Genomic DNA, 26,142 nt, shown 5'->3' with positions numbered 1-26,142 from the left:
GATGCCACCTCTTCAACCCTTGGATTCGCCCGGGCCGCTCCCAAGACACAATGGCTCATGTCGACCATCACCTGACCGACAGTCACCGTCATCGCAACACGCACTCCGGGCCGTTGCCCCTGTCGTCGGGACTCAGGCCGCGAGCGCCTTGGCGCCGTCCCAGTCCTCCACCTCGTAGAGGAAGCGCGAGCCCTTCACGAGCTTGCGGTTGGCGGAGGTGCTCTGCACGAAGACGACGTACTTCTCCAGGCTCGCGGGCCGGATGCGCACCGTCTCTCCCGGGGGCAGGCCGAGCATCTCCCGCGCGCGCTCGCCGCTGAAGAAGTCCCCCGTCTTGCGGTCCATGAGGATGACCTCCTTGTGGCCCTGGATGGTCTCCGTCTTGGTGAACTCGTAGAAGCCCCTGCCCGTCTTGAAGCCCAGGCCGTTCTCCTGGACGAAGGTCTTGATGGGCATGTCCGCGTCCACCTCCAGCGACTGGAAGCGGCCGGGAGGCACGGCGCGCAGGTCCGCCTCGCCGAAGACGGACGTGGGCGCGCGCCCGAGCATGGTGCTGAACAGGCCGCTCAGGCTCCGGCTCATGCGACCCTCGCGGGAGACCTCCGCCTCGTAGGCCTGGAGCTGGGCGTCCGACGCCTGCTTGTAGCAGACGGCCAGCAGCATGTCGGTGACGTGGGAGAACTGGTCCAGGCTCAGGTGGAAGCCGCCCGACTTCTGGGCCAGCTCCCGGTAGAACGGCGTCGCGTGGCGGCGCGCCAGGGCCTGGACCCCGTACACGGGGATGCCCAGCCTACCCAGCGCGTCCACCTCCTTGCGCCAGTCCAGCCGCTTCGGATTGTCCGAGGGCGCGTGCGGCACGTCATCGCCAATCAACACGAAGGCGTGCTTGTAGCCCGCGGTCCATGAGAGGGATTGCGCCTCGTGCAGCACCAGCTCGTAACACTCCGGCGCGTCGCCGCCGCCCGTCTGCCCCACCTTGTCCACGAACCGCACCACCGCGTTCACGTCGTCCGTGAGGTCGAGGATCTTCGTCACGTACGTCGAGCGCGCGTCGCAGTAGTCGCCGTGCGCGATGACGCCGATGCGGATGCCCGGAATCTCCTTCATCAGCCGGGACACCGTGCCGTGCAGCTTCTTTCGGACCTGCGCGAGACAGGGATACATGCTGCCGGTGGTATCGAAGCTGAAGACAATCTCGACGCGATTATCGACGACGGACTTGCCCATTTCTTGGCTCCCCTCGTGTGCCGTGACGAGAGGAAGAATACGGGGTGGGTCTGACATTTTCGGGGCGCCGCAAGGGCCTACGTGAGGGGTGGTTCCGGGCCCTTTCCGACGCCAATCCTGGCGGGGTCCGCGTTGTCCTTGCGGGCTTCGAGGGGCCGTGCTGAAAAGCGCGCCACAGCCCCTGCCTGGGGCCCGGGGAGGACCTTGGTGGAGATCCAGAAGCCCTACCTGTTGTTCCTGGGGGATGTCCCCGACCAGCTCGCGGCGAAGACGGCGCACGGCATCGTCGACTGGCGGCCGGACTGGTGCGTGGGGCAGCTGCGGCTGCCGGGCTGCAAGGCGGACTGTGGCCTCGAGGACCTGGACATCGCGCAGGCGAAGGCCAAGGGCGCCCGGACGCTCATCGTCGGCGTGGCCAACGCGGGCGGAGTGCTGCCGGAGCACTGGGTGAGCAAGCTGGTGGATGCGCTGGACGCGGGGATGGACGTCGCCACGGGGCTGCACAAGAGGCTGTCCTCGTTCCCCGCCATCGCCGAGGCGGCCCGACGCAACGGCCGCGCGCTGCACGACGTGCGCATCCCCGACCAGGACTTCGCCACGGGCAAGGGCACCAAGCGTCAGGGATTGCGCCTGTTGACGGTGGGCACGGACTGCTCGGTGGGAAAGAAATACACCGTGCTCGCGCTGGAGAAGGAGATGCGGGCGCGTGGCCTGAAGGCGGACTTCCGGGCCACGGGACAGACGGGCATCTTCATCTCGGGTCGGGGCGTGGCCATCGACGCGGTGGTGTCCGACTTCGTCGCGGGCGCGGCCGAGTGGCTGTCCCCCGCCAACGACGCGGACCACTGGGACCTGGTGGAGGGACAGGGTTCGCTGTTCCATCCCTCGTTCGCGGGCGTGACGCTGGGGCTGCTGCATGGCGCGCAGCCGGATGCCTTCATCGTCTGTCACGAGCCCACGCGCACCAAGATGCGTGGCGTCCAGCACGCGCTGCCCTCGATTCAAGCCGTCATCGAGCGCACCGTGCTGGAGGGACAGCTCACCAACCCCGCCATCCAGTGCACGGGGCTGGCCATCAACACCGAGCACCTGGACGAAGCCGAGGCCCTGGCGCTGCTGGAGCGCACCGGGCGCGAGCACGGGCTGCCCTGCGTGGACCCCATCCGCACCGGTGTCGGGCCGCTCGTCGACGAGCTCTCTCGCCGCTTCCCCGTCCGGAGCTGAAGGCCCATGCGCAAGCTCACCGTCCGACACGAGAGCTGGCCCATCGCCGGCAGCTTCACCATCTCCCGGGGCTCGAAGACGAGCGCCGAGGTGGTGGTCGTCACGCTGGAGGAAGGCGGCGCCGTGGGGCGCGGCGAGTGTGTGCCCTATGCCCGCTATGGCGAAACGGTGCCGGGTGTCCTGAAGGCGCTGGAGGCCGCGCGGGCGCGCATCGAGGGAGGGCTGTCCCGGGAGGAGGTTTCCGAGGTGCTCGAGCCCAAGGCCGCGCGCAACGCGCTGGACTGCGCCCTGTGGGACTTGGAGGCGAAGCGGACCGGCAGGCCCGTCTGGGCGCTGCTGGGGATGCCCGAGCCCCGGCCGCTCGTCACCGCGTACACGCTGAGCCTGGACACGGCGGATGCCATGGGCCGGGCCGCGGTGAAGTCCGCGCACCGACCGCTGCTCAAGGTGAAGCTGGGACGCGGGAGCACCGAGGACCTGGAGCGTCTGAGGGCCATCCGCGAGGGAGCCCCGACCAGCCGGCTCATCGTGGACGCCAACGAGGGCTGGAGCCCCGCGGAGCTGCCCGGCCTGCTGGATGCGTGCGCGAAGCTGGGGGTGGTGATGGTGGAGCAGCCCCTGCCCGCCTCGGACGACGAGGCCCTGCGGGGCCTGGGGCGCCCGGTGGCCGTGTGCGCTGACGAGTCCGCGCATGACCGGCACGGGCTGGCGGCGCTCGTGGGCAAGTACGACGCGCTCAACATCAAGCTCGACAAGACGGGAGGGCTCACCGAGGCCCTGGCCCTGGCCCGGGACGCGCGAGGGCACGGGCTGCAGCTCATGGTGGGTTGCATGGTGGCCACGTCCCTCTCCATGGCCCCCGCGGCCCTGGTGGCCCAGGACGCGGAGGTGGTGGACCTGGACGGTCCCCTGCTGCTGGCGAAGGACCGCGAGCCGGGCCTGCTCTTCGAGGGCAACACCCTGTTCTGGCCGCCCCGGGAGTTGTGGGGCTGAAGGCCCGGGTGGGGCTTCGTCGTCCCGATGGCACCCGACGACAAGGGCCTCTTGCCCTGGGCGGGCCGGAAGCACAGCATGCGCGGCCACCGTGTCCGTGAACGCCACCCGCCCGAGTCCCCACCACACGTATACCGAGCGCCGCGCCGCCGCCCAGGCGGAGCTGTCCGTCCTGGACCGCATCAGCGCCCGCTACGCCAACCTGCGCACCGTGGCCGTCCTCGCCGCGGCCATCATCTCGGGCCTCATCCTCACCGGACGCCTGCCGAAGACGTGGTGGTGGGGCGCGCTCGGCTTCGTCGTCGTCTTCATCATCCTCGCCGTCATGCACCACCAGGTGTTCCGTCGCGAGGAGCGCCAGCGGCTCTACGTGACGCTCAACGAGCGGGGTCTGGCGCGCCTGGGACATGGCTGGCACGAGTTCACCGAACAGGGCGAGCGCTTCGCCTCCCCCGCCCACCTCTACACGCCGGACCTGGACGTCTTCGGCCAGGGCAGCCTGTTCCAGCTCCTCAACGAGACGGCCACCCGCGCCGGCGAGGAGCGGCTCGCCGCGTGGCTCTCCTCCCCTGCCTCACGGGAGGTCGTCGAGGCCCGACAGGGCGCCGCCCAGGAGCTGGCCCCGCGCGTGGACTTCCGCCAGGACCTCTGCGTGGACGCGCGCACGGTGGCCAAGGAGAAGGCGGACCCCGCGCTCTTCATCCAGTGGGCGGAAGCCGGCTCCTCGCTCGACTCCATCCGCTGGTCCCGTCCGCTGGCGGTGGTGCTGCCCTTCGTGACGCTCGCGCTCTTCATCCTGGGCGAGGTGGGCGTGATTCCCGGCGCATCCGTCTGGGCGGGCCTCATCGCACAGCTCGCGCTGGCCGCCGCCACCCGCAAGACGCTCAAGCGGATGGACGACAACGTGGAGAAGGGCGAGCGGGGCTTCGCGCGGTATGCCCCCCTCTTCGAGCGCATCGAGAGCCAGCGCTTCGAGCATCCCCTGCTGCGCCAGCTCCAGACGGGCCTCCAACAGCAGGGCGAGCCGCCGGTGTCCTCGCACTTCCGTCGCTTCAGCCAGCTCTTCTCGCTCATCGAGTTCAAGCGGCACCAGTTCCACCCCATCGTGCACTGGCTCACCCTCTGGGACATCCACGCGCTGTTCGCGCTGGAGAACTGGCGCGAGAAGCACGGCACCCGCGTGCGGCACTGGTTCGAGGCGCTCGCGGAACTGGAGGCCCTGTCCTGTGTCGCCGGGCTCGCGCATGACCGCCCCGCCTTCGCCTGGCCCACGCTGGTGAAGGAGGGCCCCATCGTCGAGGCGACGAAGCTGGGACACCCGCTGCTGGACGCGCCCGTGCCCAACGACGTGTCCCTCCCCGGCCCCGCGCACGCGTTGATCATCACCGGCTCCAACATGAGCGGGAAGACGACGCTGATGCGCGCTGTGGGCGCCAACGTGGTGCTGGCGCTCGCCGGAGCGCCCGTGTCCGCCGCGTCGTTCCGCCTGTCACCGCTGCATGTGCTCACCAGCATGCGGGTGAAGGACTCGCTGGAGCGCGGCGTCTCGTACTTCTACGCGGAGGTGCAGCGCATCAAGGCCGTGCTGGACGCGGCGCGCGCGGCGAACGGCCAGGCCCTGTTCCTGCTCGACGAAATCCTGCTGGGCACCAACACGCGAGAGCGCCAGCTCGCCTCGCGCGAGGTGCTGCGCCTGCTGCTCGCCACGGGCGCCAGCGGCGCGGTGACGACGCATGACCTGTCGCTCACCTCGCTCGCCGAGGAGACCACGAACGCGAAGGTCCGCAACGTCCACTTCAGGGACCACCTGGAGGAGGGACAGATGGTGTTCGACTACACGCTGCGAGAGGGCGTGGTGGACACCACCAACGCGCTGCGCGTGCTGCGACTCGCCGGTGTCCCCGTGGACGACCCCGAGGCGCCCGAGCGTCGGAAGTAGGCCCGCTCCACCCCGCCGCCCATGCTCCGGGCGCGCAGCCCCATGGCGAGCCCCTGCTCGCCATCACCGCCGGCCCTGCGTCCGGCCCCTGTCTTCGAGTCCAATCCCTTCGTGAGGTGCTGAGCACCCGCTGGCGCGAATCATGTCGGACGAGCTCCGCCTCCGCGTGCCCATCGCTCGACCGCTCCCGCGCCCGACCATCATCGGCTCACGTGGCGCTCGAGCCACGGTCCATGGAGGAACTGATGATGAACCACGCGCTCCACGCGGTCCTGTCCACCCTGTTCATGGCGACCCTCTTGCTGGCCCCGGCCAGCCGTGCGCAGCCCGTGGCCCTCACCTGCCCGGGCACCTTGAGGGTCAACTACGCGCCCGGGCTCTCGAACACCCCTCGGCTCATCACCGTCGACTCGAAGGCGCTCTACGGCCCCTGCACGGGGCTCCCCCTGGGGCTCGTGTCCGCGAGTCTCGATACGTTCGCGCAGACCCCACTTTCGTGTGGCCTGCTCGAGAACGGAAACTTGTCCCTCACACTGAAGTGGAACGACGGGACCTACAGCACGGGGCAGGGTCGAGCCCTCCTGCGCGCCGCGCCCCTGGGAGAGGTTGTCATCGCAACGGAGTCCACGGTGACCGAGGGCCGCTTCGTGGGCGCCACGGTGGTCGTCACCTCCACCCTGCTCCAGACGGACTTTCTCGCATGCTCGACGCCCCAGGGCGTCACCTCCGTCGCGGGCCCCTCCGTCCTCGTCATCACCCGCCTCTTCTGAGGTCTCCGAACGAAAACGGGCCCCGGGAAGCGCTTCCCCGGGGCCCGTGAACTTTCAGGAGCGTGCGGCGCTTACTTCGCCAGCTCGATGAGCGCCGCGGCGCCCATGCCGCCACCGATGCACATGGTGACGACGCCGTAGCGGCCGTTGCGGCGCTTGAGCTCGCGCAGGATCGTCGCGACCAGCCGCGCACCGGACACGCCCAGCGGGTGGCCCAGGGCGATGGCGCCGCCGTTCGGGTTCACCTTGTCCTCCGGGATGCCCAGCTCACGGATGCAGTACAGCGCCTGCGGAGCGAAGGCCTCGTTCAGCTCGAAGACGTCGATGTCCTTCACCTCGAGCTTGTTCTTCGCCAGCAGCTTGCGCACCGCGGGCACGGGGCCGATACCCATGACCTCCGGAGGCACGCCCGCGACGGCGAAGTCCACGAAGTAGCCCAGCGGCTTGACGCCCAGCTCCTTCGCCTTCTCCTCGCTCATCACCACCGCCGCCGCCGCGCCGTCCGTCAGCGGCGACGCGTTGCCGGCCGTCACCACGCCCTTGGCGTTGAACGCCGGGCGCAGCTTGCCCAGGCCCTCGGCCGTCGTCTCCGGACGCAGGATGGTGTCCACCGACACCGTCACCGTCTGCGCGTTGCCCTCCTCGTCGTAGACGGTGGTGGTGACCGGGACGATCTCCTCCTTGAACTTCCCCGTCTCCCGAGCCGTCGCCGCGCGGCGCTGGCTCTCGGCGGCGAACTTGTCGGAGTCCGCACGCGACACGTTGTGACGCGAGGCGATGTTCTCCGCCGTCACACCCATGGAGCTGTAGATCTCCGGGTGGTTCGCCATGATGTCCGGGTTGGCGCTGACCTTGTTGCCGCCCATGGGCACCATCGTCATGGACTCGGTGCCACCACCGATGCCCACCTGGATGTGGCCCGCCTGGATGGCCGCCGCAATCTGCGCGATGGCCTGCGTCCCGGACGAACAGAAGCGGTTGATGGTCATCGCCGGGACGTCGACCGGCAGACCCGCCAGCAGCGTGGCCTGACGCGCCACGTTCATGCCCTGCTCGGCCTCCGGCATGGCACAGCCCAGGACGACGTCCTCGACGTCCGACGGCTTCAGGCCGGGGACCTGCGCCACGGCCTCCTTGATGGCGACGGCCGCCAGGGTATCCGGCCGCGTGTCCTTGAACTCTCCCTTGTGCGCGCGGGTGAACGGCGTGCGGACCGCGCTGGCAATCACGACTCGACCAGGCATCTTGATGTCTCCTTGCCCGGGTAACACCCGGGCATGCAGCGAAATTTATGTCGTCGCCAATGAGTACCGGCCGGCCGTCAATTCCGCAGCGGCTTGCCCTTTTCGATCATGTGCGTCAGGCGGTCCTGGGTCTTCTCCTCGCCGCACAGGCTCAGGAAGGCCTCGGCCTCCAGCTCGAGCAGCTTCTCCTCGGTGACCAGCGCCGAGGTGCTGGTCTCGCCGCCGGTGAGCACGCGCGCCAGCTTCTGGCCGATCTTCCGGTCGTGCGCGCTGACCTGGCCGTTCATCTCCATGTCGTACAGCATCATGTCGATGGTGGCGTAGCCGCTGGGGCCGCCCAGCCGGAAGCGCGAGGGACGCGGCGCGCGGAAGCCCGCGTCCGCCATGCCCAGCACGCGCGCCTTCGCGTCCGACAGGAGGAAGTCGCGGTTGGCGCTGATGCCGTCCGCCTGCGTGAGGAAGCCCGCCTCGCGCGCCTCCTCGGCGCTGGTGGCGACCTTCGCCGTGCCGATGGATAGGAACACCTTCTTGAGGAAGGGGAACGGATCGAAGTCCTTGTCCGTGGAGTACGCGCCGTAGACGTTGCGGAGCAGCTGCATGTTGCCGCCGCCGCCGGGGATGAGGCCCACGCCCACCTCGACGAGGCCCATGTACAGCTCGGCGCTCGCCTGCACCGCGTTGCCGCCCATCGTCACCTCGGCGCCGCCGCCGAGCGTGAGGTTGAAGGGCGCCGTCACCACCGGCACCGGGCTGTAGCGCATGCGCTGGTTGGCCGCCTGGAACGACGTCACCAGCTTGCGGATGTCCTCGTACTGGCCGCTCTTCGCCGCCCACACCAGCGCGACGATGTTCGCGCCCGCGGAGAAGTTGGCGCCGTCGTTGCCGATGACGAGGCCCTTGAAGTTCTTCTCCGTCTCGTCCAGCGCCGTGTGCATCATCTCGATGATCTGGTCATCGATGGAGTTCATCTTCGTGTGGAACTCCAGCAGCGTGGCGCCGTCGCCCAGGTCCCACAGGGTGGCGGAGTCGTTGCCGGCGACCTTCTTGTTGCCGCGCTTGAGGTACTCCACGCGCTGGGTGCGCGCGTTCTCCGGCACCACCTTCACGGACTTCGTGGGGATGTCCCAGTACGTGTCCTTGCCGCCCTCCACGCCGTAGAAGGACTCGCGGCCCGTGGCCAGCATGTCCTCCACCCACTTCGCCGGCTTGAGGCCCAGCTCCTTCATCCGCGCGACGCCCTTCTTCACGCCGTACGCGTCCCAGACCTCGAAGGGGCCCAGGTCCCACCCGAAGCCCCAGCGCACGCCGCGGTCCACGTTGACCACGTCGTCGGCGATCTCGGGGATGCGGCGGCTGGTGTACGCCAGCACGTCCAGCGTCACCTGCTCGGCGAACTTCGCGGCCTTGTCCGTGCCGTTCATGACGACGGCGACGCGCTCCTTGACGTTCTCCACCTCGCGGGCGGCGCCCAGCGACTCGAAGCGCACCTTGCCCTGCGGGCGGTACTCGAGCGTCTTCAGGTCGAGCGCCAGGATTTCCTTGCCGCCGGAGCTCTTGTCCTTCTTGTAGAAGCCGCCGCCGCTCTTGTCGCCCAGCATCCCCTTCTCCACCATCTTCTGGAGGAAGCCGGGGATGGCGAAGACCTCACGCTCCTCGTCCTGGGTCAGCGTGTCGTAACAGTTCTTCGACACGTGGACGAAGGTGTCCAGGCCGACGATGTCCGCGGTGCGGAACACGGCCGACTTGGGGCGCCCCATCGCCGGGCCGAAGATCTTGTCCACCTCCTCGATGGACAGCTCCGCGGGGCCCATGGCCGCGATGGTGCGCATCATCCCGTACACGCCGATGCGGTTCGCGATGAAGTTGGTGGTGTCCTTGCCGTAGACGATGCCCTTGCCGAGCACCTCTTCGCCAAAGCGGTGGATGGCCTTCATCACCGCCGGGTCCGTGTCCTTGCCGGCCACGAGCTCCAGGAGCTTCATGTAGCGGACCGGGTTGAAGAAGTGCGTGACGAGGAAGTTCTTCTTGAAGGCCTCGCCCCGGCCCTCGGTCATCCCGACAATCGACATGCCGGAGGTGTTCGAGGAGATGATGGCGTCCTTGCGGGCGTGCTGCTCCACCTTGGCGAAGAGCGCCTGCTTGACGGCCAGGTCCTCCTTCACCACCTCGATGACCCAGTCGCACTCGGAGATGCGCGACAGGTCGTCCTCGAAGTTGCCCACCTCGATGGCGGTGAACACCTGCTCGGACATGATGGGGCTGGGCTTCTGCTTGCGCATGTTGGCCAGCGCCCCGAGGGCGAACTTGTTGCGGAAGGCCTTGGTCGAGGTGTCCTCGCCCGGTGCGGCCTTCGGCGGAACGATGTCCAGGAGGAGCGCGCGCACGCCCGAGTTGGCCAGATGGGCGGCGATGCCGCTGCCCATCACTCCGGCGCCCAGCACAGCTACCTTGCGGATCCGCGTCGTCATTGGGGAAGGCTCCCTTGCTCTTGTGGGAAGGAGGGGACTGCACAAATGTAGGCGATTGACCCGAAAGTCAATCGGTTCAGCGGGTGGGAGCACTCGCCACCCGGCGCGCCAGGGACTACAAACCGGACCTCCATGGCTCGCCCCGACCCGCACTCGTACAACGACAGCACGCAGCCCGAGACGGAAACCCTGGACTGGAGGGCCCGCGTCGACTTCCGCACGCGAAGGCTGCACGCCGAGGCCACCTTGACGCTGAAGGAAGCGTCCGCCGGTCCCCTCGACCTGGACACCCGGGACCTGGAGATTCTCAGAGTCGTAGACGGCAATGGTCGCCCCTTGCCCTACATGCTCGCGCCGCCCGAGCCGATCCTGGGGAGCAGGCTCCGCGTGGAGCTGCCCCAGGGCGTGCGCCAGCTCACGGTGCACTACCGCACGTCCCCCACCGCGAGCGCGCTGCAGTGGCTGACGCCCTCGCAGACGGCGGGCGGGCAGCACCCGTTCCTCTACAGCCAGTGCCAGGCCATCCACGCGCGCAGCCTGGTGCCGCTGCAGGACACGCCGCGCATCCGCATCCGCTACCGCGCGTCGCTGCGCGTGCCCAAGGCGCTCAAGGCGGTGATGGCCGCCAGCTTCGTCGGCCGCGAGGAGCACGGCGTGGAGGCGGAGGAGCACTACGAGATGCCGCAGCCGGTGCCCCCGTACCTGCTCGCCTTCGCGGTGGGCAGCCTCGCGCCGAAGGAGCTGGGGCCGCGCTCGCGGGTGTGGGCGGAGCCGGAGCTGCTCGAGGACGCGGCGGAGGAGTTCTCCGGCGTGGACGACATGCTGCGCGCCGCCGAGTCGCTCTTCGGGCCGTACGACTGGGAGCGCTTCGACCTGCTCACCATGCCTCCGTCGTTCCCGTACGGCGGCATGGAGAACCCGAGGCTGACGTTCCTCACGCCCACGCTGATTGCCGGCGACAAGAGCCTGGTCAACGTGGTGGCGCATGAGCTCGCGCACTCGTGGACGGGCAACCTCGTGACGAACGCGTCCGCGGAGCACTTCTGGCTCAACGAGGGCTTCACCGTGTTCGCCGAGCGCCGCATCCTGGAGGCGCTGGCGGGCAAGGAGGTGGCCGCGCTGCACGGGGCGCTGGGACGACGCGCGCTGGAAGAGGCGATGCACCACTTCCGCGAGCACCCGCACCTGACGGCGCTGCGCACGCACCTGACGGGCGTGGACCCGGACGAGGCCTTCTCCCAGATTCCGTACGAGAAGGGCTACCTGTTCCTGCGCGCGCTGGAGGACGCGGTGGGCCGCGAGACGTTCGACGGCTTCCTGCGCCGCTACCTGGCCACGTACCGCTTCCGCGCGCTCACCACCGAGGAGTTCATCGCCTTCACCGAGCGCGAGCTGCCCGGGGCCCTGGCCAAGGTGGACGCGGACGCGTACCTGCAGCGGCCCGGCATCCCCGGCGGCGCGCCCTCCCCTCGCTCCAGCCGGCTGGAGACGCTCCTGCGCCTGCGTGGCACCGTGCCGTCGAAGGACGCGGTGAAGGACTGGACGCCCGCGGAGTGGCAGCTCTTCCTGGAGTGGCTGCCGTCGGACGCGCCGCGGGACTTGTTCCGCCAGCTGGACGAGCGCTTCGAGCTGACGAAGAGCCGCAACTCGGAGGTGCTGGTGGCGTGGCTGGTGGCGGCCCTGCGCGCGGGCTGGGAGCCGGCGGTGGCGCGCACCGAGGTCTTCCTGGGCGAGGTGGGCCGCATGAAGTACCTCAAGCCCCTGTACGGCGTGCTCAGCGCGTCGCGCGAGCACAAGTCGCTGGCGCGCTCGCTCTTCCAGCAGCACCAGGAGCGCTACCACCCCATCGCCCGGCAGGGCGTGGAGCTCATCCTCTCCCGCGCCTGAGGAAGGCGCGGGGAGGAGGACGACGACGGACTACTTCGCCGACTGCGCCTTCAGGCGCTTCTCGGAGAGGTCCAGGTACTTCTCGTCCATGTCGATGCCCACGTAGCGGCGGCCCAGCTTGAGGGCCGCCACGCCCGTGGTGCCGCTGCCGTTGAAGGGGTCGAGAATCAGCGCGTCCTCGGGGGTGCTCGCCTCGATGATGCGCTCCAGCAGGGCCACCGGCTTCTGGGTGGGGTGGCTGCCGTGGGCCTTCTCCTCACCGCCGCGCGGGACGGTGAGCGTCCACAGCCGGCCCTCGCCGTCGTCCGTGACTTCCGCGTCGCCGGAGGGCGGCAGCACCCACGCGTCGCGCATCTGCTTGCCGCCGTTGTCCGACTTCATCTTCTTGTAGTTGAAGACGTGCTGCAGCTTGCCGCCCGACTTCGGCGAGGCCCAGATGAGCAGCTCCGTCGAGTGGGTGAAGTAGCGGCAGGCCAGGTTCGGGCTGGCGTTGGGCTTGAACCAGGTGACGGTGTTGAGCAGCTTGTAGCCGAGCTTCTGCATGGCGAAGCCGGCGTTGAAGATGACGTGCTGGGTGCCGCTGACCCAGAGCGTGCCGGTGGGCTTGAGCAGCCGCTGGCAGGCCTCGAGCCACGCCGTGGTGAAGGCGTGGTCCTCCTCCACCCCGCGCGACACGTCCCAGTTGCCCTTCTTCACCGAGACGCGCTTGCCACCCTTGCAGGTGGTGCCGCCGTTGGAGAGGAAGTACGGCGGGTCGGCGAAGATCATGTCGAACGTCTGGGGCTCGAACCGGTTCAGGAGCTCCAGGCTGTCCCCGTGCAGGAGCGTCCAGGCGTCGCCCTTCGCGTGCACGCTCTCGTTGAGGGAGCGCCGGACAATCTTCAGGTCAGGGGCAGCAGCTTCAGCCAACATCACGCCTCCGTCGGACTCTTCGTCGTGGGACGCGGCGGAATGTGCGGTGACTTGAGTGCTACGTCTAATTTCTGGCCTGTAGCACCCTGAAATTTGACCCGGGAGGCTTGCCGTGGAAACGACTCGAGCAGGGCGGGAGCGCCTCCAGTGAGGCCCTCCGACACCCTGCTCGACGGTGCTGCGAATGGCTGTCACGCGGCGAGCGCGCGACGGCTGGAATCAGGCCTTGGCCTTCTTGCCCTTGGCGGCCGGGACGGCGATGGCGCCCTCGGCGGCGGCGGTCTCCGTGGGGTTCGCCGCGTACTTCTTGCGGAAGCGGTCGATACGGCCGGCCGTGTCCACGAGCTTGTACTTGCCCGTGAAGAAGGGGTGGCAGTTCGAGCAGATTTCCACCGAGAACGAGCCGCGGGTGGAGTGGGTCTCGACGATGTTGCCGCACGCGCAGGTGATGCGGGACGGCGGATAGACGGGATGCACTTCCGGCTTCATGACGCTCTCCAGGGTGCCTTGCCCCCAGCCGCCCACGGCAGGGAGGTCCGGCACTGTAATGGCCGGCGCTTATAACGGCGCGCCGACCGGGGCACAAGACCAGCGCGGCTCAGTGGGCCGCCGAGCCCGGGGGCTCGACACGTTCCACCGCCTTCTGGACGACCGGGTCCGCCGGTACGTCGCTGCCGAGCTGGATGTACGACAATAGATGCGTCCGGGCCGAGGGCGTTGCGCCGCCCGCCAACGTCTTCTCCAGGGACTGGCGCCGGGTCTCCAGGCTGGCGACCGAGGCCTCGAGCGCCCGCTTCTGCGCCTCGTCCTTCATCTGTCCCAGCCGCTCCTTCGCCCGGGCGAGGTTCGTCTCGACGATGCGCAGGCTGTCGCGGGTGCGCTCGCGCTCGGAGACGTCCACGAAGCGACCGGGGCCGTCGATGGACAGCTCCAGCTTCGCCACCTGGCGGCCCCGCTCCCCCGGAGGCACCACGGTGGTCAGCCCCACGCGCTGGGCGATGCCGGAGCCCCGCCCCTCGTGCGACTGCATCACGAAGTCCACGCCCTCCAGCTCACCGGCGAGTTGGAGCAGGTCGTTGTAGGGCACGGCGGCCAGCAGGATGACCAGGTCCACCTTCTGCTCGCGCAGGCGCTTCACCTCGGCGGTGACGGCGGGGAGCACGGGCAGCCCCTGGCGCTGGACGGCCGCGGCCTTGCCCTGGGCGAAGGGCTCCATGGGCTCCGGGCGCTCGGTGGCGGGCGAGGCGCCCACGAGGCCCACCTTGAGGCCCCCCACCTGCGTCACCATCGACGCGGGGAACAGCAGCTTGCCCTGCGCGTCCGCGAGGTTCGCGGACAAAAGCTTCAGCTTCGACTTGCGCGACTGCTTGAGCAGGAAGTCCACGCCCAGCGACAAATCGCGCGTGCCCACGGCCATGGCGGTGGTGCCCTGCGCGTTCATCTGCGCGAACACCAGCTCGGCGCGTGCGCGGGCATCCGGGGCCTCACCGCTGTCCCGGCTCTTGAAGAGCGCGTTGCCCGCGTCCAACACGAGGACCGGCACGCCCTTCGCGCGCTCCTTCTCTATCGTGACTTTTCTTCTGGCCAGACCGCCAGACGGGTTGTGTCGTCAACCACAGGGGGCGACTTCGCCCCCGTTGTCTCCGGTGAAGAGGAGCACGAGCTGCTTGGGCGCGGCCCCCGCGACGAGCGGGAACACCAGCGCGGCCAGCAGGGCGAGCCCGGGCAGGCGGAGGCTCACTTCTTGCCCCCCTTCTTCGCGGGCGCCTTCGCCTTGTCCAGCTCGGCGATGCGCTCCTTGGCCGTCTTGGCGGCGGCGGACTTGGGGTAGCTCTTCACCAGCTCCTCGAGCGCCAGGCGCGACTCGTCCTTCATCTTGAGCTGGGCGAAGCACTCCGAGGAGCGCAGGTACGCATCCGGCGCGGAGGGCGTCTTCGGGTGGTCCTGCACCACCTTGCCGTACTCGAAGAGGGCCTCGCGGCACTTGGACTCGGAGAAGTACGTCTCGCCCAGGCCGTAGTGGGCCTCGCCCACGAGCGCGTCCTTGGCCCACTTCTTCATCAGCTCGTTGAAGAGCTGGCGCGCCACGAGCAGTTCGCCGGCCTTGGCGCGCTCCTGCGCGAGCGCGAGGAAGTCCTTGGGGTTGGTGGGGCGCTGGAGCTCCTCGGCCTTCTTCTTGGCCTCGGCCTCCTTCACGGCGGCGGCGCCCTGCATGGCGAGCAGCTTCTGGTCCTGGGCGCCGAGCGCCGTCTCCAGCTCGGTGATTTTATGGAGGTAGGTCTCCACCTGGCCGCGCAGCTGGGACAGGTCCTCCATCGTCTTCTGGAGCTGGATGCCGATGTCCGCGTCCTTGCGGCGCGCGGCGGTGTCCAGGCCGTCCAGGGCCTTGGTGACCTCGGCGACCTTCTCGTCGATCTTCGGCAGGACGATGGCGAGCTGCGCGCGCGCCTCCTTCAACTCCGTCTGCATCTGCGCGGAGTCGGTGCCGAGCCGGTCGACCTTCGCCTCGAGGGCGCGGCCGCGGTCCGCGGGATAGAAACAGCCAGGGAGCGCTACCAGCAGCGCGAACAGGACGAGCCTTCGCATGGGGCCGGCATCTTAGGGCCAAATCGGCGCGTCGTCCGGACTTCTCGCCAAGGGGGCGGCTAGCGGGGTCCGCCCAGGGGCTCCAGGCGGCCGGCCGCGTGCGCGCACGCCACCCGCAGGCGGCTGGGGTTGAGGAAGAAGGGCACCGGCCGGGCGCGGCCCTCCTCCAGGGCGACCAGGGCGCGGCGGTACTCGGAGGCCGCCTCGAGGGGGCGGCGGCACTGCTCCAAGAGCAGGGCCAGCAGGTAGCGGGCGGCCGCATGGTCGGGGTCCAGTTGGAGGCACTGGCGCAGGTCCCGCTCCGCCACCGCGTCCGACACGCCCGACGCGGCGCCGTCCAGCACGCACGCGAAGAGCAGGTCCGCCTCGGCGAAGGCGGGCGCCAGCGCAGGGGCCTCGAGCGGGGTCGCCGAGGAGGACGGCGCCGTGCCCCGGGAGGGCCCCTTGGAAGGTCCCGTCGGGACGGAGGCGGGCGGGCCTCGCGTCGGCTCCACGAGCGCCAGGCGCTCGGCGTCGCTCCGGACGTGGAAGAACGCCGACTCCGTGCGGACCACGCGCAGGGTGGGCGGCACCTGGAGCAGCGGCTCCGAGGACGACAGCACCAGCGTGCCCCCGGGCGCGAGGCTCTCCGCCAGCGTGGCGACGGTCCGGTGGAAGGACTCCACCGTGAAGTAGATGAGGACGTTGCGGCAGAAGATGACGTCGAAGCCGCGCTCGGCCGGGGCCCGGGGATAGGGCACGTCCATCAGGTTGTGGACCTGGAAGCTGGCCCGCTCGCGAAGCCCGCCCACCAGCGCCTGGCGCGAGCCCGTCGACACGAAGTAGCGCTCCCGGAGCGCGGGCGGCACCCGACGCAGCTGCTCCGCGGAGAAGGAGAGCCCACGCGCGCGCCGCAGCGCCGCCTCCGAGATGTCCGTGCCCAGCACGGTGCTCCCGGGGCTCGCGCCCGCCTCGGCCAGCAGGACGAGCAGCGTGGCCACCTCCTCGCCCGTCGAGCACCCCGCGCTCCACACCCGCAGGGGCCCTCCCCTCGCCCGCTCCACCAGCGGCCCGAGCACGTGCTCGCGGAAGTCCGTGAGCTGCACCTCGTCCCGGAAGAGGTCCGTCTTGTTCACCACCACCGCGGAGATGAGCCCCTCCAGCTCCGCGGCGCCCGTGGGCGACTTGAGGAACGCCAGGTACTGGTGCGGCGTCAGCCCGCGACACCGCTCCGCCAGCCGGTCATCCAGCCGACGAATCTGGGGCCCGCTCAAGGCCATGCCCGTACGCGCCGTGAGGAAGGCGCGCACGAAAGCCCATGGCGCGCTCGGAGCACGCACCGCCAGCTCAGCGCCCCACGGCCAACGACTCACCCCGCGCCAGCCGCGACAGCGTCGCCGCGACCTCGTCGCCGTGGATGAGGTGGTCCACCGCCTTGCGCTCCACCGCCGCGCCCGGCATGCCGAACACCACGCAGGACTCCTCGTTCTGCGCCAGCGTCAGCCCTCCGGCCTGACGGATGGCCAGGAGCCCCTCCGCGCCGTCCGCGCCCATGCCCGTCAGCACCAGGCCCACCGCGCGCCGGCCGTAGGTCCGGGCCGCGCTCTCCAGCAGCGTCGTCCCGGAGGGCATGTGCCCGTCGCGCTCCACGCCCGCCTTGAGCGCCACCCGTCCCCGGAAGGGAATCATGGTGTGCTGCCCCGGCGGCGCGATGAGCACGTGGCCCGGCATCAACGGCTCGCCATCCTGCGCCAGCCGCACCTTGAGCCGGCTGGTGTTGCCCAGCCACCCCGCCAGCGACTCGGCGAAGGCGGCGTTGATGTGCTGGACGATGACGATGGGCGCGGGGAAGTCCGCCGGCAGCTCCGACAGCATCCGGCACAGCACCTGCGGCCCGCCCGTGCTCGCGGCCACCACCACCACGCCCATGGACACGGCGGGCAGCACCGACGTCGTCACGCGGGGCGGGGTGATGCCCTTCTGGGGACGGCGCAGGTGGCGGATGACGCGCACCGAGGAGAGCAGCTTGATCTCCCGCACCAGGTTCCAGGCCTCGGGGCCGGCGTCGATGGCGGGCTTGATTTGCAGCGCGAGCGCGCCCAGCTCCAGCGCCCGGTACGTCAGCTCCGGCGCCTGCGAGCGGGGGTCCGCCGTCAGCACCAGGATGGGCGTGGGGCACTCGGCCATGATGTGCTCGGTGGCCGTCAACCCATCCATGACGGGCATGTCCACGTCCATGGTGATGACGTGGGGCCGCAGCTCCTTGGTCATCTCCACGGCCTGCTTGCCGTCCGCGCACGAGCCGACCACCTCGATGTCGGGGTCCTTGCTCAACGCCTCGCAGATGAGCTGTCGGCAGATGAGTGAGTCATCGACCACCAGCACCGACACTTTCTTGCCCATGCCCTGTCCATACCCCGTGCGCGAGGCGCCGAGTATAGCCAATGCTCCGTCCTGTCCTCAGGAGGTTGAGCGGGGGCCCTCAGGACAACAGTCGCCCCACCACATCCACCAGGTCCTGGCGCACCAGGTCCCCCTTGGTGACGTAGGCGTCCGCCCCCGCCGCCAGCCCACGCCGCCGGTCATCCTCTCCACCACGGGTGGTGAGGATGACGACGGGCAGCCTCGGCCGGGCGGAAAGTTCCTTCAGCCGGCGGGTCAGCGCCAGGCCGTCCATGCCCGGCATCTCCAGGTCGGTCACCACCAGGTCCACCGGGGTGCCCTCCAGGACGTCCAGCGCGTCCGCCCCGTCGGCGGCCATGACGGTGTCATATCCCACCGCCTCCAGGAGGTTGGAGATGAGCTCCCGGGTGAGGGGGGAGTCGTCCACGACGAGGATGCGCCGGCGCCGTGACTCCGTCTCCGGGGCCGACGAGCGGGGCAGCTTCAGCGGGGACGTCCCGTGGGCGCTGGCGGTGAGGTAGGCCGCCGACAGCACCATGGCGAGCCGGCCGTCCGCCAGGGAGGTCGCGCCCGTGAGGTGGCCGAAGCGGGCCAGCACGCCGCGCAGGGGGAGGATGGCCTGGACGCGCTCCTCGAGCACGCGGTCCACGACGACGGCGGCGGCGCCGCTCTGGCTGCGGACCACCAGGACGAGCTCCCCCTCCCGGACCTCGCGCTCCGGGGACAGGCCGAGCAGCGAGCCCAGGGACGCCAGCGGCAGCACGCGGCCCTCCACGAGCAGCGCGGGCCGGCCCGCCACCTCGCACAGGTGCAGGGGCTCCACCTTGAGGGCGCGCGAGACGTGGGTGGCGCTCAAGGCGAGCGTCTCCGTGCCCACCTGGACGAAGAGCAGCGGCGCGACGGTGAGGGACACGGGGACGCGCAGCTCGAAGATGGTGCCCCAGCCGGGCGCGGACTCGACGCCCACGTCGCCCCCCAGGCCCTGGATGGAGGCGCGCACGGCGTCCAGGCCCACGCCCCGACCCGACAGGTCCGTGACGACCTCCCGGGAGGTGAAGCCCGGCAGGAAGATGAGCTCGCGGGTGGCGGCGTCGGACAGCGCGTTGGCGGCGCTCTCGTCCAGGACGCCCCGGCGCACGGCCACGCGGCGCAGCTCCACGGGGTCCAGCCCCATGCCGTCGTCCTCGACGCGCAGGATGATGCGGCTGCCCTCGCGCGCGGCGCGCAGGGTGAGGCAGCCCCGGGGATGCTTGCCGGAGGTGACGCGGTCCACGCGCGTCTCCAGGCCGTGGTCCAGGGCGTTGCGCACCAGGTGCATCAGCGGCTCGCGCAAGGCCTCCACCACCGCCCGGTCCGCGCGGGTGTCCTCGCCGTCGACGACGAGCTCCACCTCCTTGCCCAGCGTGCGCGACAGGTCTCGCACCATGCGCGGATAGGGCTCGAAGAGGACGGACAGGGGGAGCATGCGCAGGCCCTGGACCTCCTCGACGACCATTCCCAGGTCGCGGAGCTCTTCGTTGGAGAGCAGCTTGGACTCGCGATGGAGGTCCGCGGCCAGCTCCTTGGCGGTGCCCAGCCGGGCCACCAGCGCGGCGGCGGCGGGGCCCAGGTCCTCGGCCTCGCGGGCCAGCTTTCCCAGCTCCCGGGCCAGGGCCAGGCGGCGGGCGTTGGCGCGCTCCCGGCGACGGGCGACCTGGGCCAGGTTCGTCACCGCGCTGGTCAACAGGTCCAGGCTTGCCACGTCGATGCGGACCGCGTCCATGCGCGTCTCGGGCTGACGGGGCGACGTCGAGGTCCCCTGCCCTGGCGCGGCCACGCGAGGGCCCGGGGCAGGCGTGGGCGAGGGACTCGCGCCAGTCGCTCCTGTTGAGGGGCGGGCGGGGCTCGTCTCGGGACGTGGCGCGGAGGGCCAACCGCGATTCTGCGCGACGGTCGAGATGCCTCCCGTGGGAGGTGGGGCGCCACCGCGCAGTGGAGGCTCGGAGGGTGCCACCGTGGACACGCGGGTCATCCCCGTCCCTGAGACCCGCCAGAGCGGATTGCCACCGGGAGCCGTGCGCACCCCGCTGCGAGCGGGCCCTTCGGCGACAGCTCCGTCCAGCCAGAGGGGCGCATCGGGGACGGCGCCTCCGCTTCGGGATGGGACGTCGGGAACGCGCGCCTCGCCGTGCGAGGTCACATCGAGTGCATGCGCCTCACCGCGAGGCGCGACGGTGAAAGCCGGGGCTAGGCTCCGCGCATCGGCATCCCTTCGGGACGCGGTATCGGCGGCAGGAGCATGGCTCCGCGCATCGGCCTCCCTTCGGGACTCGGCATCAGCGGCAGGAGCATGGCTCCTCGCATCGCCTTCGCTTCGGGATGCGGTATCGGCGGCAGGAGCATGGCTCCGCGCATCGGCCTCCCTTCGGGACGCGGCATCAGCGGCAGGAGCAAGGCTCCTCGCATCGCCTTCGCTTCGGGATGCGGCATCAGAAGCGTGGGCCCCGCTTCTTTCTCGCCCGTCACTTCGGGATGCGGCATCGGCCGCAGCGGCCACGTCCTTCCCGCTCCCGCCATTTCGGGGCGCGGCGTCGGCAGCGGTCGCCCCACTCCTCCCCCTCCCGTCGCCTCGCGAGGAAGCGTCGGCCGCGTGCCCCCCGCTCCGCGAGTCATCGTCACCTCGTGACGATGAATGTGGACCAGAAGCCTCGCGACCGATGTCGCCAGTCGCACCACGCGGCGCCCCGGCCCCAACCGACGCGGCGGCGACGGTCCGCGCCAACGACTCGGCCCCATCGACCCTCGCGCTCGAGGACTCCCCCGCGCCCTCTCCCGTCGGACCGTCCCGGGTCTCCGCGCGGGTACAGGCCTGGAGCCAGCCCACCAGCCGCACCACCTCGGGCGAGGACGCCGCGCCCGGCTGCGCCCCCGAGAGCAACAGCACCGCGTCAGCGGCGCTCAGGAGCGCATCCGCGGAGTCCGCGGACAAGGCATAGCGCCGGGGCTCCACGCAGCGGACGAGTTCCTCCATCTCGTGCACCAGCACGTTGATATCGTCGAAGCCCATCATCCGGGCCTCGCCCTTGAGCCCGTGCAGCTCGCGCAGCGCACCCCGTCCCGCATCCGGGCTCGCCCCTGCTTCCAGCTCCATGAGCGCCCGGTTGATGCGCTCCAGGCGCACCGTCACCAGGTCCCGGAACTGCCTGAGCAGGCGCTCGCTCGGGTTCACCCGCCCTCCTCCCCTCGCAGCGTCTCCTGACCAATCTGGAAGCGCTCCACCACCTCACTCAAGTCCCGCGCCAGCACGAGCAGGTCCGTGTTCGCGGTGCTCACCTGCTTGGTGGCGTTGAGGCTCTGCTGGGTGATGCGGAGGATGTCCGCCATCGTCTCCGCGAGCTGGTCGGTGCCCGTCTGCTGCTGCTGCGTGGCCAGCGAGATGCTCCGCACCGCGTCCGACGTCTTCCCCGCCAGCTTCGTGATCTGCCGCAGCGACTCCGACACCTGCTGCGCCAGCGTGGTCCCGGACTCCACCGCGCGCACGCCGCCCTCCGTCGCGGACACCGCCGCGGCCGAGGCCTCGCGCACCTCCTCGATGAGCCCTTCAATCTCCTTCGTGGACTCGAGCACGTTCTCCGCGAGCCTTCGCATCTCCGCGGCCACCAGCGAGAAGCCCCGCCCCACCTCCGCCGCCTTCGTCCCCTCCAGCTCCGCGTTCAGCGCCAGCAGGTCGGACTTGTCCGCCACGCCGTTGATGAACTCGACAATCTTGCCGATCTGCTGCACGCGCTTGTTCAGCCGCACCACCGAGGAGGCGATGGCGACGTTGTCCTGCTTCATGCGCTCCATCGAGCCCAGGAAGGACTCCGCGCTGCGCTGGCCCTGCTGCGCCGCGCCCAGCGTGCGCTGGGCAATCTGCGCCACCGAGCCCGCGTTCTCGGCGATCTGCCGCGCCGAGCGCGCCAGCTCCTCCGTCGTCGCGCTCGTCTGGTCCAGGGAGCTGGCCTGCTCGGTCGCGCCCATCTCGTAGCGTCCGGAGGTGGTGAGGATCTCCTCCGTCGTCGCCGAAATCTGCGCCCCGGCGCGCTGGAGCTGGGACATCACGTCCGCCAGGTGCGTCCGCATGGTGGTGAAGGCCGCGGACACGTCCCAGATTTCATCCTCCGTCGGCACCACGCGAGGGCTGGCCAGGTCTCCCTCGGCGATGCGCCGCGCCTCGCTCGACAGCTCCCGCAGGGGCCGCCCCAGCAGCGTGCCGCCCAGGTACGCGGTGGTCAGCGCCAGCGCGAAGACGAGCAGCACCAGCGGCCCGCCCGACACGAGCGCCTCCACGCGAAGCCGCGAGGCCAGCTCCGCGCTCGGCGCAGCATGCGCCATGAGCTGCCGCAGCGCACGCTCTCCCAGCGCAGAGGAGAGCTGCACGGACAACACCGCCGGCGTCACCACGGAGATGAAGGCGAACGCCACCAGCCGCGCGCGAATCTCCGCCCGCCTCGGCATCGCCGCGATGAGCTGGCCGTGCGTCATGCCCAGCTCCGCCAGCCACAGCACCACCTTGCGCGAGCGCAGGATGACCAGGCAGTGCACCAGCAGCGCCGTCAGCGGACCGAACAAGAGCCCCAACCCGGCGATGCGCCGCGCCGCGTCCGCGTCCACGCCCGCCGTCCACCACACCGCGAAGCCCAACAGGGGCGTGGTGAACAGCCACAGCCCCAGCGAGCGCAGGAACGCCTCGTCCGGCCAGCGCGTCACCTCCGTCACCGCGGCCTTCAAGACCTCCGGCGTCGCAGCCACGCGCCCGAGCTCCAGCGCCCGCACCGTGCGCAGCCGCGCGAGCGACACCCACGCGCCCAGGATGATGGCCACCGCCCCCATCCCGCACGCCCACCGGACGAACAGCTCCATCCGGCCCGCCATCCCCGGCGCGTCGGAGAGCGTGAGCCACGCGTAGTGCAGCCCGAACACCACGCCGACCAGGTTGGTCAGCGGCACGGGCAGCATCAGATGACGGGTGAAGGACGTCCGCCTGGAGCTCGCACGCGGGCTCATGCGTCCTCCCCGGCCACCACGTGGAAGCGCTCCACCACGCGCTTCAAATCCCTCGCCAGCGTGGACAGGTCCGCGTTGGCCACCGCCATCTGCTTGGTGGCCGCCGAGTTCTGCTCGGTGACGCGCAGGATGTCCCCCATCGCCGCGGCAAGCTGGTCGGTGCCCGTCTGCTGCTGCTGCGTGGCCAGCGAGATGCTGCGCACCGCGTGGGACGTCTGCCGCGCCAGCTCCAGGATGAGGCTCAGGCTCTCGTCCACCTCGGCCGCCAGCACCGTGCCCGCGTCCATGGCCTTCAGCCCCGCCTCCGTCGCCATCACCGCCGCGTTCGTCGCGTCGCGGATCTCCTCGATGAGGCCCTCAATCTCCTTCGTGGAGCGGATGACGTTCTCCGCGAGCCTGCGCATCTCCGCGGCCACCAGCGAGAAGCCCCGCCCCACCTCGCCCGCCTTCGTCCCCTCCAGCTCCGCGTTGAGCGCCAGCAGGTCCGACTTGTCGGCGATCTCGTTGATGAACTCCACCACCTTGCCAATCTGCTGCACGCGCTTGTTGAGCCGCACCACCGCGTCCGCGATGGCCTGGTTGTCCTGCTTCATGCGCTGCATGGCGCCCAGGAAGGCGGCCGCGCCGCGCTGGCCCGTCTGCGCGGCGGAGAACGTCGACTCGGCGATGGTAGACACCGACTCCGCGTTGCCGGCGATCTGCTGCGCCGAGCGCGCCAGCTCCTCCGTCGTCGCGCTCGTCACGTTGAGCGAGCTGGCCTGCTCGTCGGCGCCCGCCTCCTGCTCACCGGACGTCGCCACCAGCTGCTCGGTGGTGGTGGATATCTGAAGGCCCGCGCGGCGCAGCTGGGTGAGCGCCTGGCCGAGCTGCGCCTGCATCTGCGCGAAGGCCGCCGAGGTGGCCCACACCTCGTCCTCCGCGGGGATGACGCGCGGAGGCCGCAGGTCTCCCTGGGCGATGCGGGTGGCCTCCTCGGTGATGGCGCGCAGGGGCCCCGCGATGACGGTGCCGCCCAGGTGCGCCGTCAACAGCACCAGCACCGCCACCAGCCCCGCGACGGCCAACCCCCGCTCGTCGTCCACCCGCCGCACCGCCATGTCCCGCTCCTGGGGCGACTTCGCGCGCACCACCTCGTCCATGGCCCGCGAGGTGCCGGTGACGGTGGCGTCGAGGATGAAGAGCGAGGGGGTGAGCACCGCGATGGCGGTGAAGAGCACCATGTGCCGGCGCATGTGCAGCCGCCGGGGGGGCGCCGCCGCCACCACGTCCAGCGGGGACAGCCCCCGGGCCGCCACCAGCTCCACCGCCCGACGACAGCGCCGAATCACCAGCAGGTAGATGAGCAGCGCCGTCAGCGAGCCCAGACACGCGCCCACCAGGACGATTCGCGGCGCGAGCCCCAGCGACGCGTCCGTCCAGGGGATGAAGATGAACGCCACCACCAGCGCGCCCAACAACCAGCTGCGCAGCGCGAAGGAGAAGACCCTGTCGGGGAAGGCCCGGGCCTCCAGCAGCGCCTGGCGCAGGTGCTCGGCGGAGGCGGGCAGCGCCCCCTCCCCCACCGCGTGCAGCACCCGCAGCGAGCGCCGCGCGTTGAGCCGCACCAGCCACAAGGACAGCGCCGTCACCACCACCACCAGCCCCAGGAAGCGCAGCCACGCCTCCCGGGGCAGCGCATCCGTCAGCAACCCGTGCAAGAGCGCCAGGCAGATGCCCACCGTGCTCGCCGGCATCACCGGCCTCGCCACCCAGAGCGCCAGCCCCCGCACGTCTGAAGGCCCCGTCACGCCGCGCCCCCCATCCGCCGCCGGAGGAACCGCTCGAAGTCCGCCAGCCCCAACAAGGGCCAGAGCACCCCGCGCGCCAGCACGAAGCCGCGCAGACAACCACCCGACGCGCTCACCGCCACCGGCGGCGCGGTCAGCACCGGGTGCGCCTCCGCCTCGATTTCGAGCGCGTCCACGCCCACCGCCCCGCCCGACGTCGCCACCAGCACGCGCTGGGCGCCCGCGGACGCCTGGAAGGCCAGCCGGGCCGAGGCCGCGTCCTCCTCCCCCGGCGAGGTGATGGAGAGCACCTCATGGGCCAGGAACGCGAGCCGATGCGGGCCCGCGTGACACAACAACATGCCCCGCACGGGGCCTGCCGGGGCCATGACTCAGGCGCCCTGGCTGAGGTGGTCGAAGAGCCCTTCGGGGTCGATGACGGCCACATCCCGGGGGCCGCTCTTGGCGGGGCCTCTCAGGTGGACCTGGACGCCCGCGGAGCCCAGGGGCTCGAGCGCTCCCGTCACCGGGGAGACGCCGGCCACCGTGGTCGCCGTCAGGGCGAGGGTGCCGCGCGGCAGCCGCACGAGGACGGCCCGCCGCGAGGACTGGCTGGCGCCGCCCACCAGCAGGCCCATGTCCACCACCGGGATGACCTCTCCCCGGTGGGCGAACACACCCAGCAGGTGGGCTGGAGCCCCCGGTACCCGCGTGAGCTCGGGGAAGGTGACGACCTCCGCCGCGCTGTCCGCGGGTACCGCGTACCAGCTGCTACCGCAGGCGAAGACGAGATAGGACTGACGCGCTTCCGGCTCGTGGACGGCCATGTGGCGCCAAGCCTACCTCAGCCTCCACTAGCGCTGGAACTCGACCCGGCGGTTCTCGCTCCACGCCTCTTCGGAGGAGGCGTTGTTCACCGGGCGCGTCTCACCGTAGCCCACCGTCGTGACGGTGTTGGACTTGATGCCCAGGTCCGTCAGGTAGCGCTTGACGGCCGCCGCGCGGCGGTTGGAGAGCTGGAGGTTGTACTCCTCCGTGCCGCGCTCGTCGGCGTGGCCCGCCAGGGTCAGCTTGCCCGCCTGGCCCGTCTTCAGGCAGTTGGCCAGGTCCGACAGGCGCTGCTGGGCCTCGGAGTCCAGCGAGGACTCGTTGAAGCCGAAGCGGATGGGGCTCCAGTCGCACTTGTCCGCGGAGGCCGTCACGCAGCGGCCGGCGCTGCACTCCTGGCCGTCACCGCAGTCGGAGTTGGACGCGCACGTGTCCGTGGGGACCTGGCAGCGGCCGCCCTGGCACTTGCCACCGGACGGGCACGAGGAGTCGTCCTTGCACTGGGCCTCGGCGCACTTGCCGGCCTCGCAGATGCGGCCGTCACCGCACTGGTTGTCGACGGTGCACTCGGGCGGCTTGGGCGCGCACTTGTTGCCCTGGCAGGAGAAGCCCTCCTTGCAGTTGGCGTCGGTCGCGCACTCCTGGCACGTGCCCTGGACACAGACCTCGCCCTTCTCGGAGCAGGTCGAGTCGTCCTTGCAGTTGGGGTAGCTGGGGGGGCAGCCGGTCAGCACGGCCATGGCGAGGCCGAGACCCGCCCACAGAGAAATCCGACGCATCATTCCTCCCGAAATCATTGAAACGAAAGAAGCACCCGCAGGGGACGGGTAGTCGGGTCGCGTGTAGTCTCAGTCGCCGGGGTGAGTCAAAGCTTTTGTCCCTTTCGAGACA

The 26,142-nt window shown here is 70.6% G+C and carries 21 protein-coding genes and 1 pseudogene; 5 read left to right on the top strand and 17 right to left on the bottom strand.

The genetic code is table 11. The features are described from left to right. Positions 1-132: 132 nt before the first annotated feature. The gene (locus tag K8625_RS23620) at positions 133-1,227 is read right to left on the bottom strand and encodes a vWA domain-containing protein (RefSeq protein ID WP_223783983.1); all 1,095 of its coding nucleotides are present in this window, start codon (positions 1,225-1,227) and stop codon (positions 133-135) included. A 207-nt stretch (positions 1,228-1,434) separates the two neighbouring features. On the opposite strand from K8625_RS23620, the gene dgcN reads away from it, so the two are divergent. The 4 genes from dgcN to K8625_RS23600 all read left to right on the top strand — a co-directional run bounded on the left by dgcN (position 1,435) and on the right by K8625_RS23600 (position 6,153). After that, positions 1,435-2,451, top strand: a complete 1,017-nt coding sequence (gene dgcN, locus K8625_RS23615; RefSeq protein ID WP_223745507.1) for an N-acetyltransferase DgcN — start codon at positions 1,435-1,437, stop codon at positions 2,449-2,451. A gap of 6 nt (positions 2,452-2,457) precedes the next feature. Beyond that, entirely contained in the window at positions 2,458-3,444 is a 987-nt protein-coding gene (gene dgcA, locus K8625_RS23610) for an N-acetyl-D-Glu racemase DgcA (protein WP_223783982.1), read from the top strand. Between the two features lie 91 nt (positions 3,445-3,535). Further along, the gene (locus K8625_RS23605; protein ID WP_223783981.1) at positions 3,536-5,383 is read left to right on the top strand and encodes a DNA mismatch repair protein MutS; all 1,848 of its coding nucleotides are present in this window, start codon (positions 3,536-3,538) and stop codon (positions 5,381-5,383) included. Positions 5,384-5,616: 233 nt separating this feature from the next. Beyond that, entirely contained in the window at positions 5,617-6,153 is a 537-nt protein-coding gene (locus K8625_RS23600; RefSeq protein ID WP_141323680.1) for a hypothetical protein, read from the top strand. Between the two features lie 71 nt (positions 6,154-6,224). On the opposite strand, the gene K8625_RS23595 is transcribed toward K8625_RS23600, so the two are convergent. Both K8625_RS23595 and K8625_RS23590 read right to left on the bottom strand, forming a co-directional pair. Continuing rightward, positions 6,225-7,397, bottom strand: a complete 1,173-nt coding sequence (locus tag K8625_RS23595) for a thiolase family protein (RefSeq protein WP_141323678.1) — start codon at positions 7,395-7,397, stop codon at positions 6,225-6,227. A gap of 77 nt (positions 7,398-7,474) precedes the next feature. Beyond that, entirely contained in the window at positions 7,475-9,865 is a 2,391-nt protein-coding gene (locus tag K8625_RS23590) for a 3-hydroxyacyl-CoA dehydrogenase/enoyl-CoA hydratase family protein (RefSeq protein ID WP_223783980.1), read from the bottom strand. Positions 9,866-9,997: 132 nt separating this feature from the next. Between K8625_RS23590 and K8625_RS23585 the strand changes: the two genes are divergently transcribed. Beyond that, positions 9,998-11,752, top strand: coding sequence for a M1 family metallopeptidase (locus K8625_RS23585; RefSeq protein WP_223745502.1), 1,755 nt, complete (start codon positions 9,998-10,000; stop codon positions 11,750-11,752). 30 nt (positions 11,753-11,782) lie between these two features. Here the strand turns inward: K8625_RS23585 and K8625_RS23580 are convergent, their stop codons facing one another. From K8625_RS23580 to K8625_RS23520, 14 genes and pseudogenes are all read right to left on the bottom strand, one after another. Then, a complete protein-coding gene (locus K8625_RS23580; RefSeq protein WP_223784132.1) occupies positions 11,783-12,664 on the bottom strand; it encodes a site-specific DNA-methyltransferase in 882 nt (293 codons plus the stop codon). Positions 12,665-12,883: 219 nt separating this feature from the next. Continuing rightward, positions 12,884-13,153, bottom strand: a complete 270-nt coding sequence (gene rpmE / locus K8625_RS23575) for a 50S ribosomal protein L31 (RefSeq protein ID WP_141323673.1) — start codon at positions 13,151-13,153, stop codon at positions 12,884-12,886. Between the two features lie 109 nt (positions 13,154-13,262). Beyond that, entirely contained in the window at positions 13,263-14,207 is a 945-nt protein-coding gene (locus K8625_RS23570; RefSeq protein ID WP_223745500.1) for a 5'-nucleotidase, read from the bottom strand. A 66-nt stretch (positions 14,208-14,273) separates the two neighbouring features. Next, positions 14,274-14,405: a hypothetical protein gene (locus K8625_RS43820; protein ID WP_255665906.1), complete on the bottom strand. Its 132-nt coding sequence runs from the start codon at positions 14,403-14,405 to the stop codon at positions 14,274-14,276. Continuing rightward, on the bottom strand, positions 14,402-15,250 hold the full coding sequence (locus tag K8625_RS23565; protein ID WP_223745499.1) for a tetratricopeptide repeat protein: 849 nt from the start codon (positions 15,248-15,250) through the stop codon (positions 14,402-14,404). The genes K8625_RS43820 and K8625_RS23565 overlap by 4 nt, the downstream gene beginning before the upstream one ends. A gap of 59 nt (positions 15,251-15,309) precedes the next feature. Beyond that, entirely contained in the window at positions 15,310-16,509 is a 1,200-nt protein-coding gene (locus tag K8625_RS23560; protein ID WP_223784131.1) for a protein-glutamate O-methyltransferase CheR, read from the bottom strand. Between the two features lie 67 nt (positions 16,510-16,576). Beyond that, a complete protein-coding gene (cheB, locus tag K8625_RS23555; protein WP_141332148.1) occupies positions 16,577-17,632 on the bottom strand; it encodes a chemotaxis-specific protein-glutamate methyltransferase CheB in 1,056 nt (351 codons plus the stop codon). Positions 17,633-17,711: 79 nt separating this feature from the next. Continuing rightward, positions 17,712-19,394 carry a response regulator gene (locus K8625_RS23550; RefSeq protein ID WP_223784130.1) on the bottom strand — a complete coding sequence of 561 codons (1,683 nt, stop codon included), beginning with the start codon at positions 19,392-19,394 and terminating at the stop codon, positions 17,712-17,714. 1,227 nt (positions 19,395-20,621) lie between these two features. After that, positions 20,622-20,792: pseudogene (locus K8625_RS23545) on the bottom strand (Hpt domain-containing protein); the annotation flags it as partial. Between the two features lie 44 nt (positions 20,793-20,836). Next, a complete protein-coding gene (locus K8625_RS23540) occupies positions 20,837-22,657 on the bottom strand; it encodes a methyl-accepting chemotaxis protein (protein WP_223783979.1) in 1,821 nt (606 codons plus the stop codon). Then, entirely contained in the window at positions 22,654-24,444 is a 1,791-nt protein-coding gene (locus K8625_RS23535) for a methyl-accepting chemotaxis protein (RefSeq protein ID WP_223745497.1), read from the bottom strand. The genes K8625_RS23540 and K8625_RS23535 overlap by 4 nt, the downstream gene beginning before the upstream one ends. Next, entirely contained in the window at positions 24,441-24,812 is a 372-nt protein-coding gene (locus K8625_RS23530; protein ID WP_223745496.1) for a protein CrdC, read from the bottom strand. Before K8625_RS23530 ends, K8625_RS23535 begins: the two co-directional genes overlap by 4 nt. A gap of 3 nt (positions 24,813-24,815) precedes the next feature. Then, the gene (locus K8625_RS23525; protein WP_046715198.1) at positions 24,816-25,250 is read right to left on the bottom strand and encodes a chemotaxis protein CheW; all 435 of its coding nucleotides are present in this window, start codon (positions 25,248-25,250) and stop codon (positions 24,816-24,818) included. A gap of 27 nt (positions 25,251-25,277) precedes the next feature. Next, entirely contained in the window at positions 25,278-26,030 is a 753-nt protein-coding gene (locus K8625_RS23520; RefSeq protein WP_141332153.1) for an OmpA family protein, read from the bottom strand. Positions 26,031-26,142 lie beyond the last annotated feature (112 nt).

The sequence above is a fragment of the Myxococcus sp. AS-1-15 genome (assembly GCF_020037055.1).
GTDB classification, from domain to species: domain Bacteria; phylum Myxococcota; class Myxococcia; order Myxococcales; family Myxococcaceae; genus Myxococcus; species Myxococcus fulvus.
The sequence above is the reverse complement of the archived record's forward strand: the minus strand, read 5'-3'. Positions and strand labels throughout refer to the sequence as shown.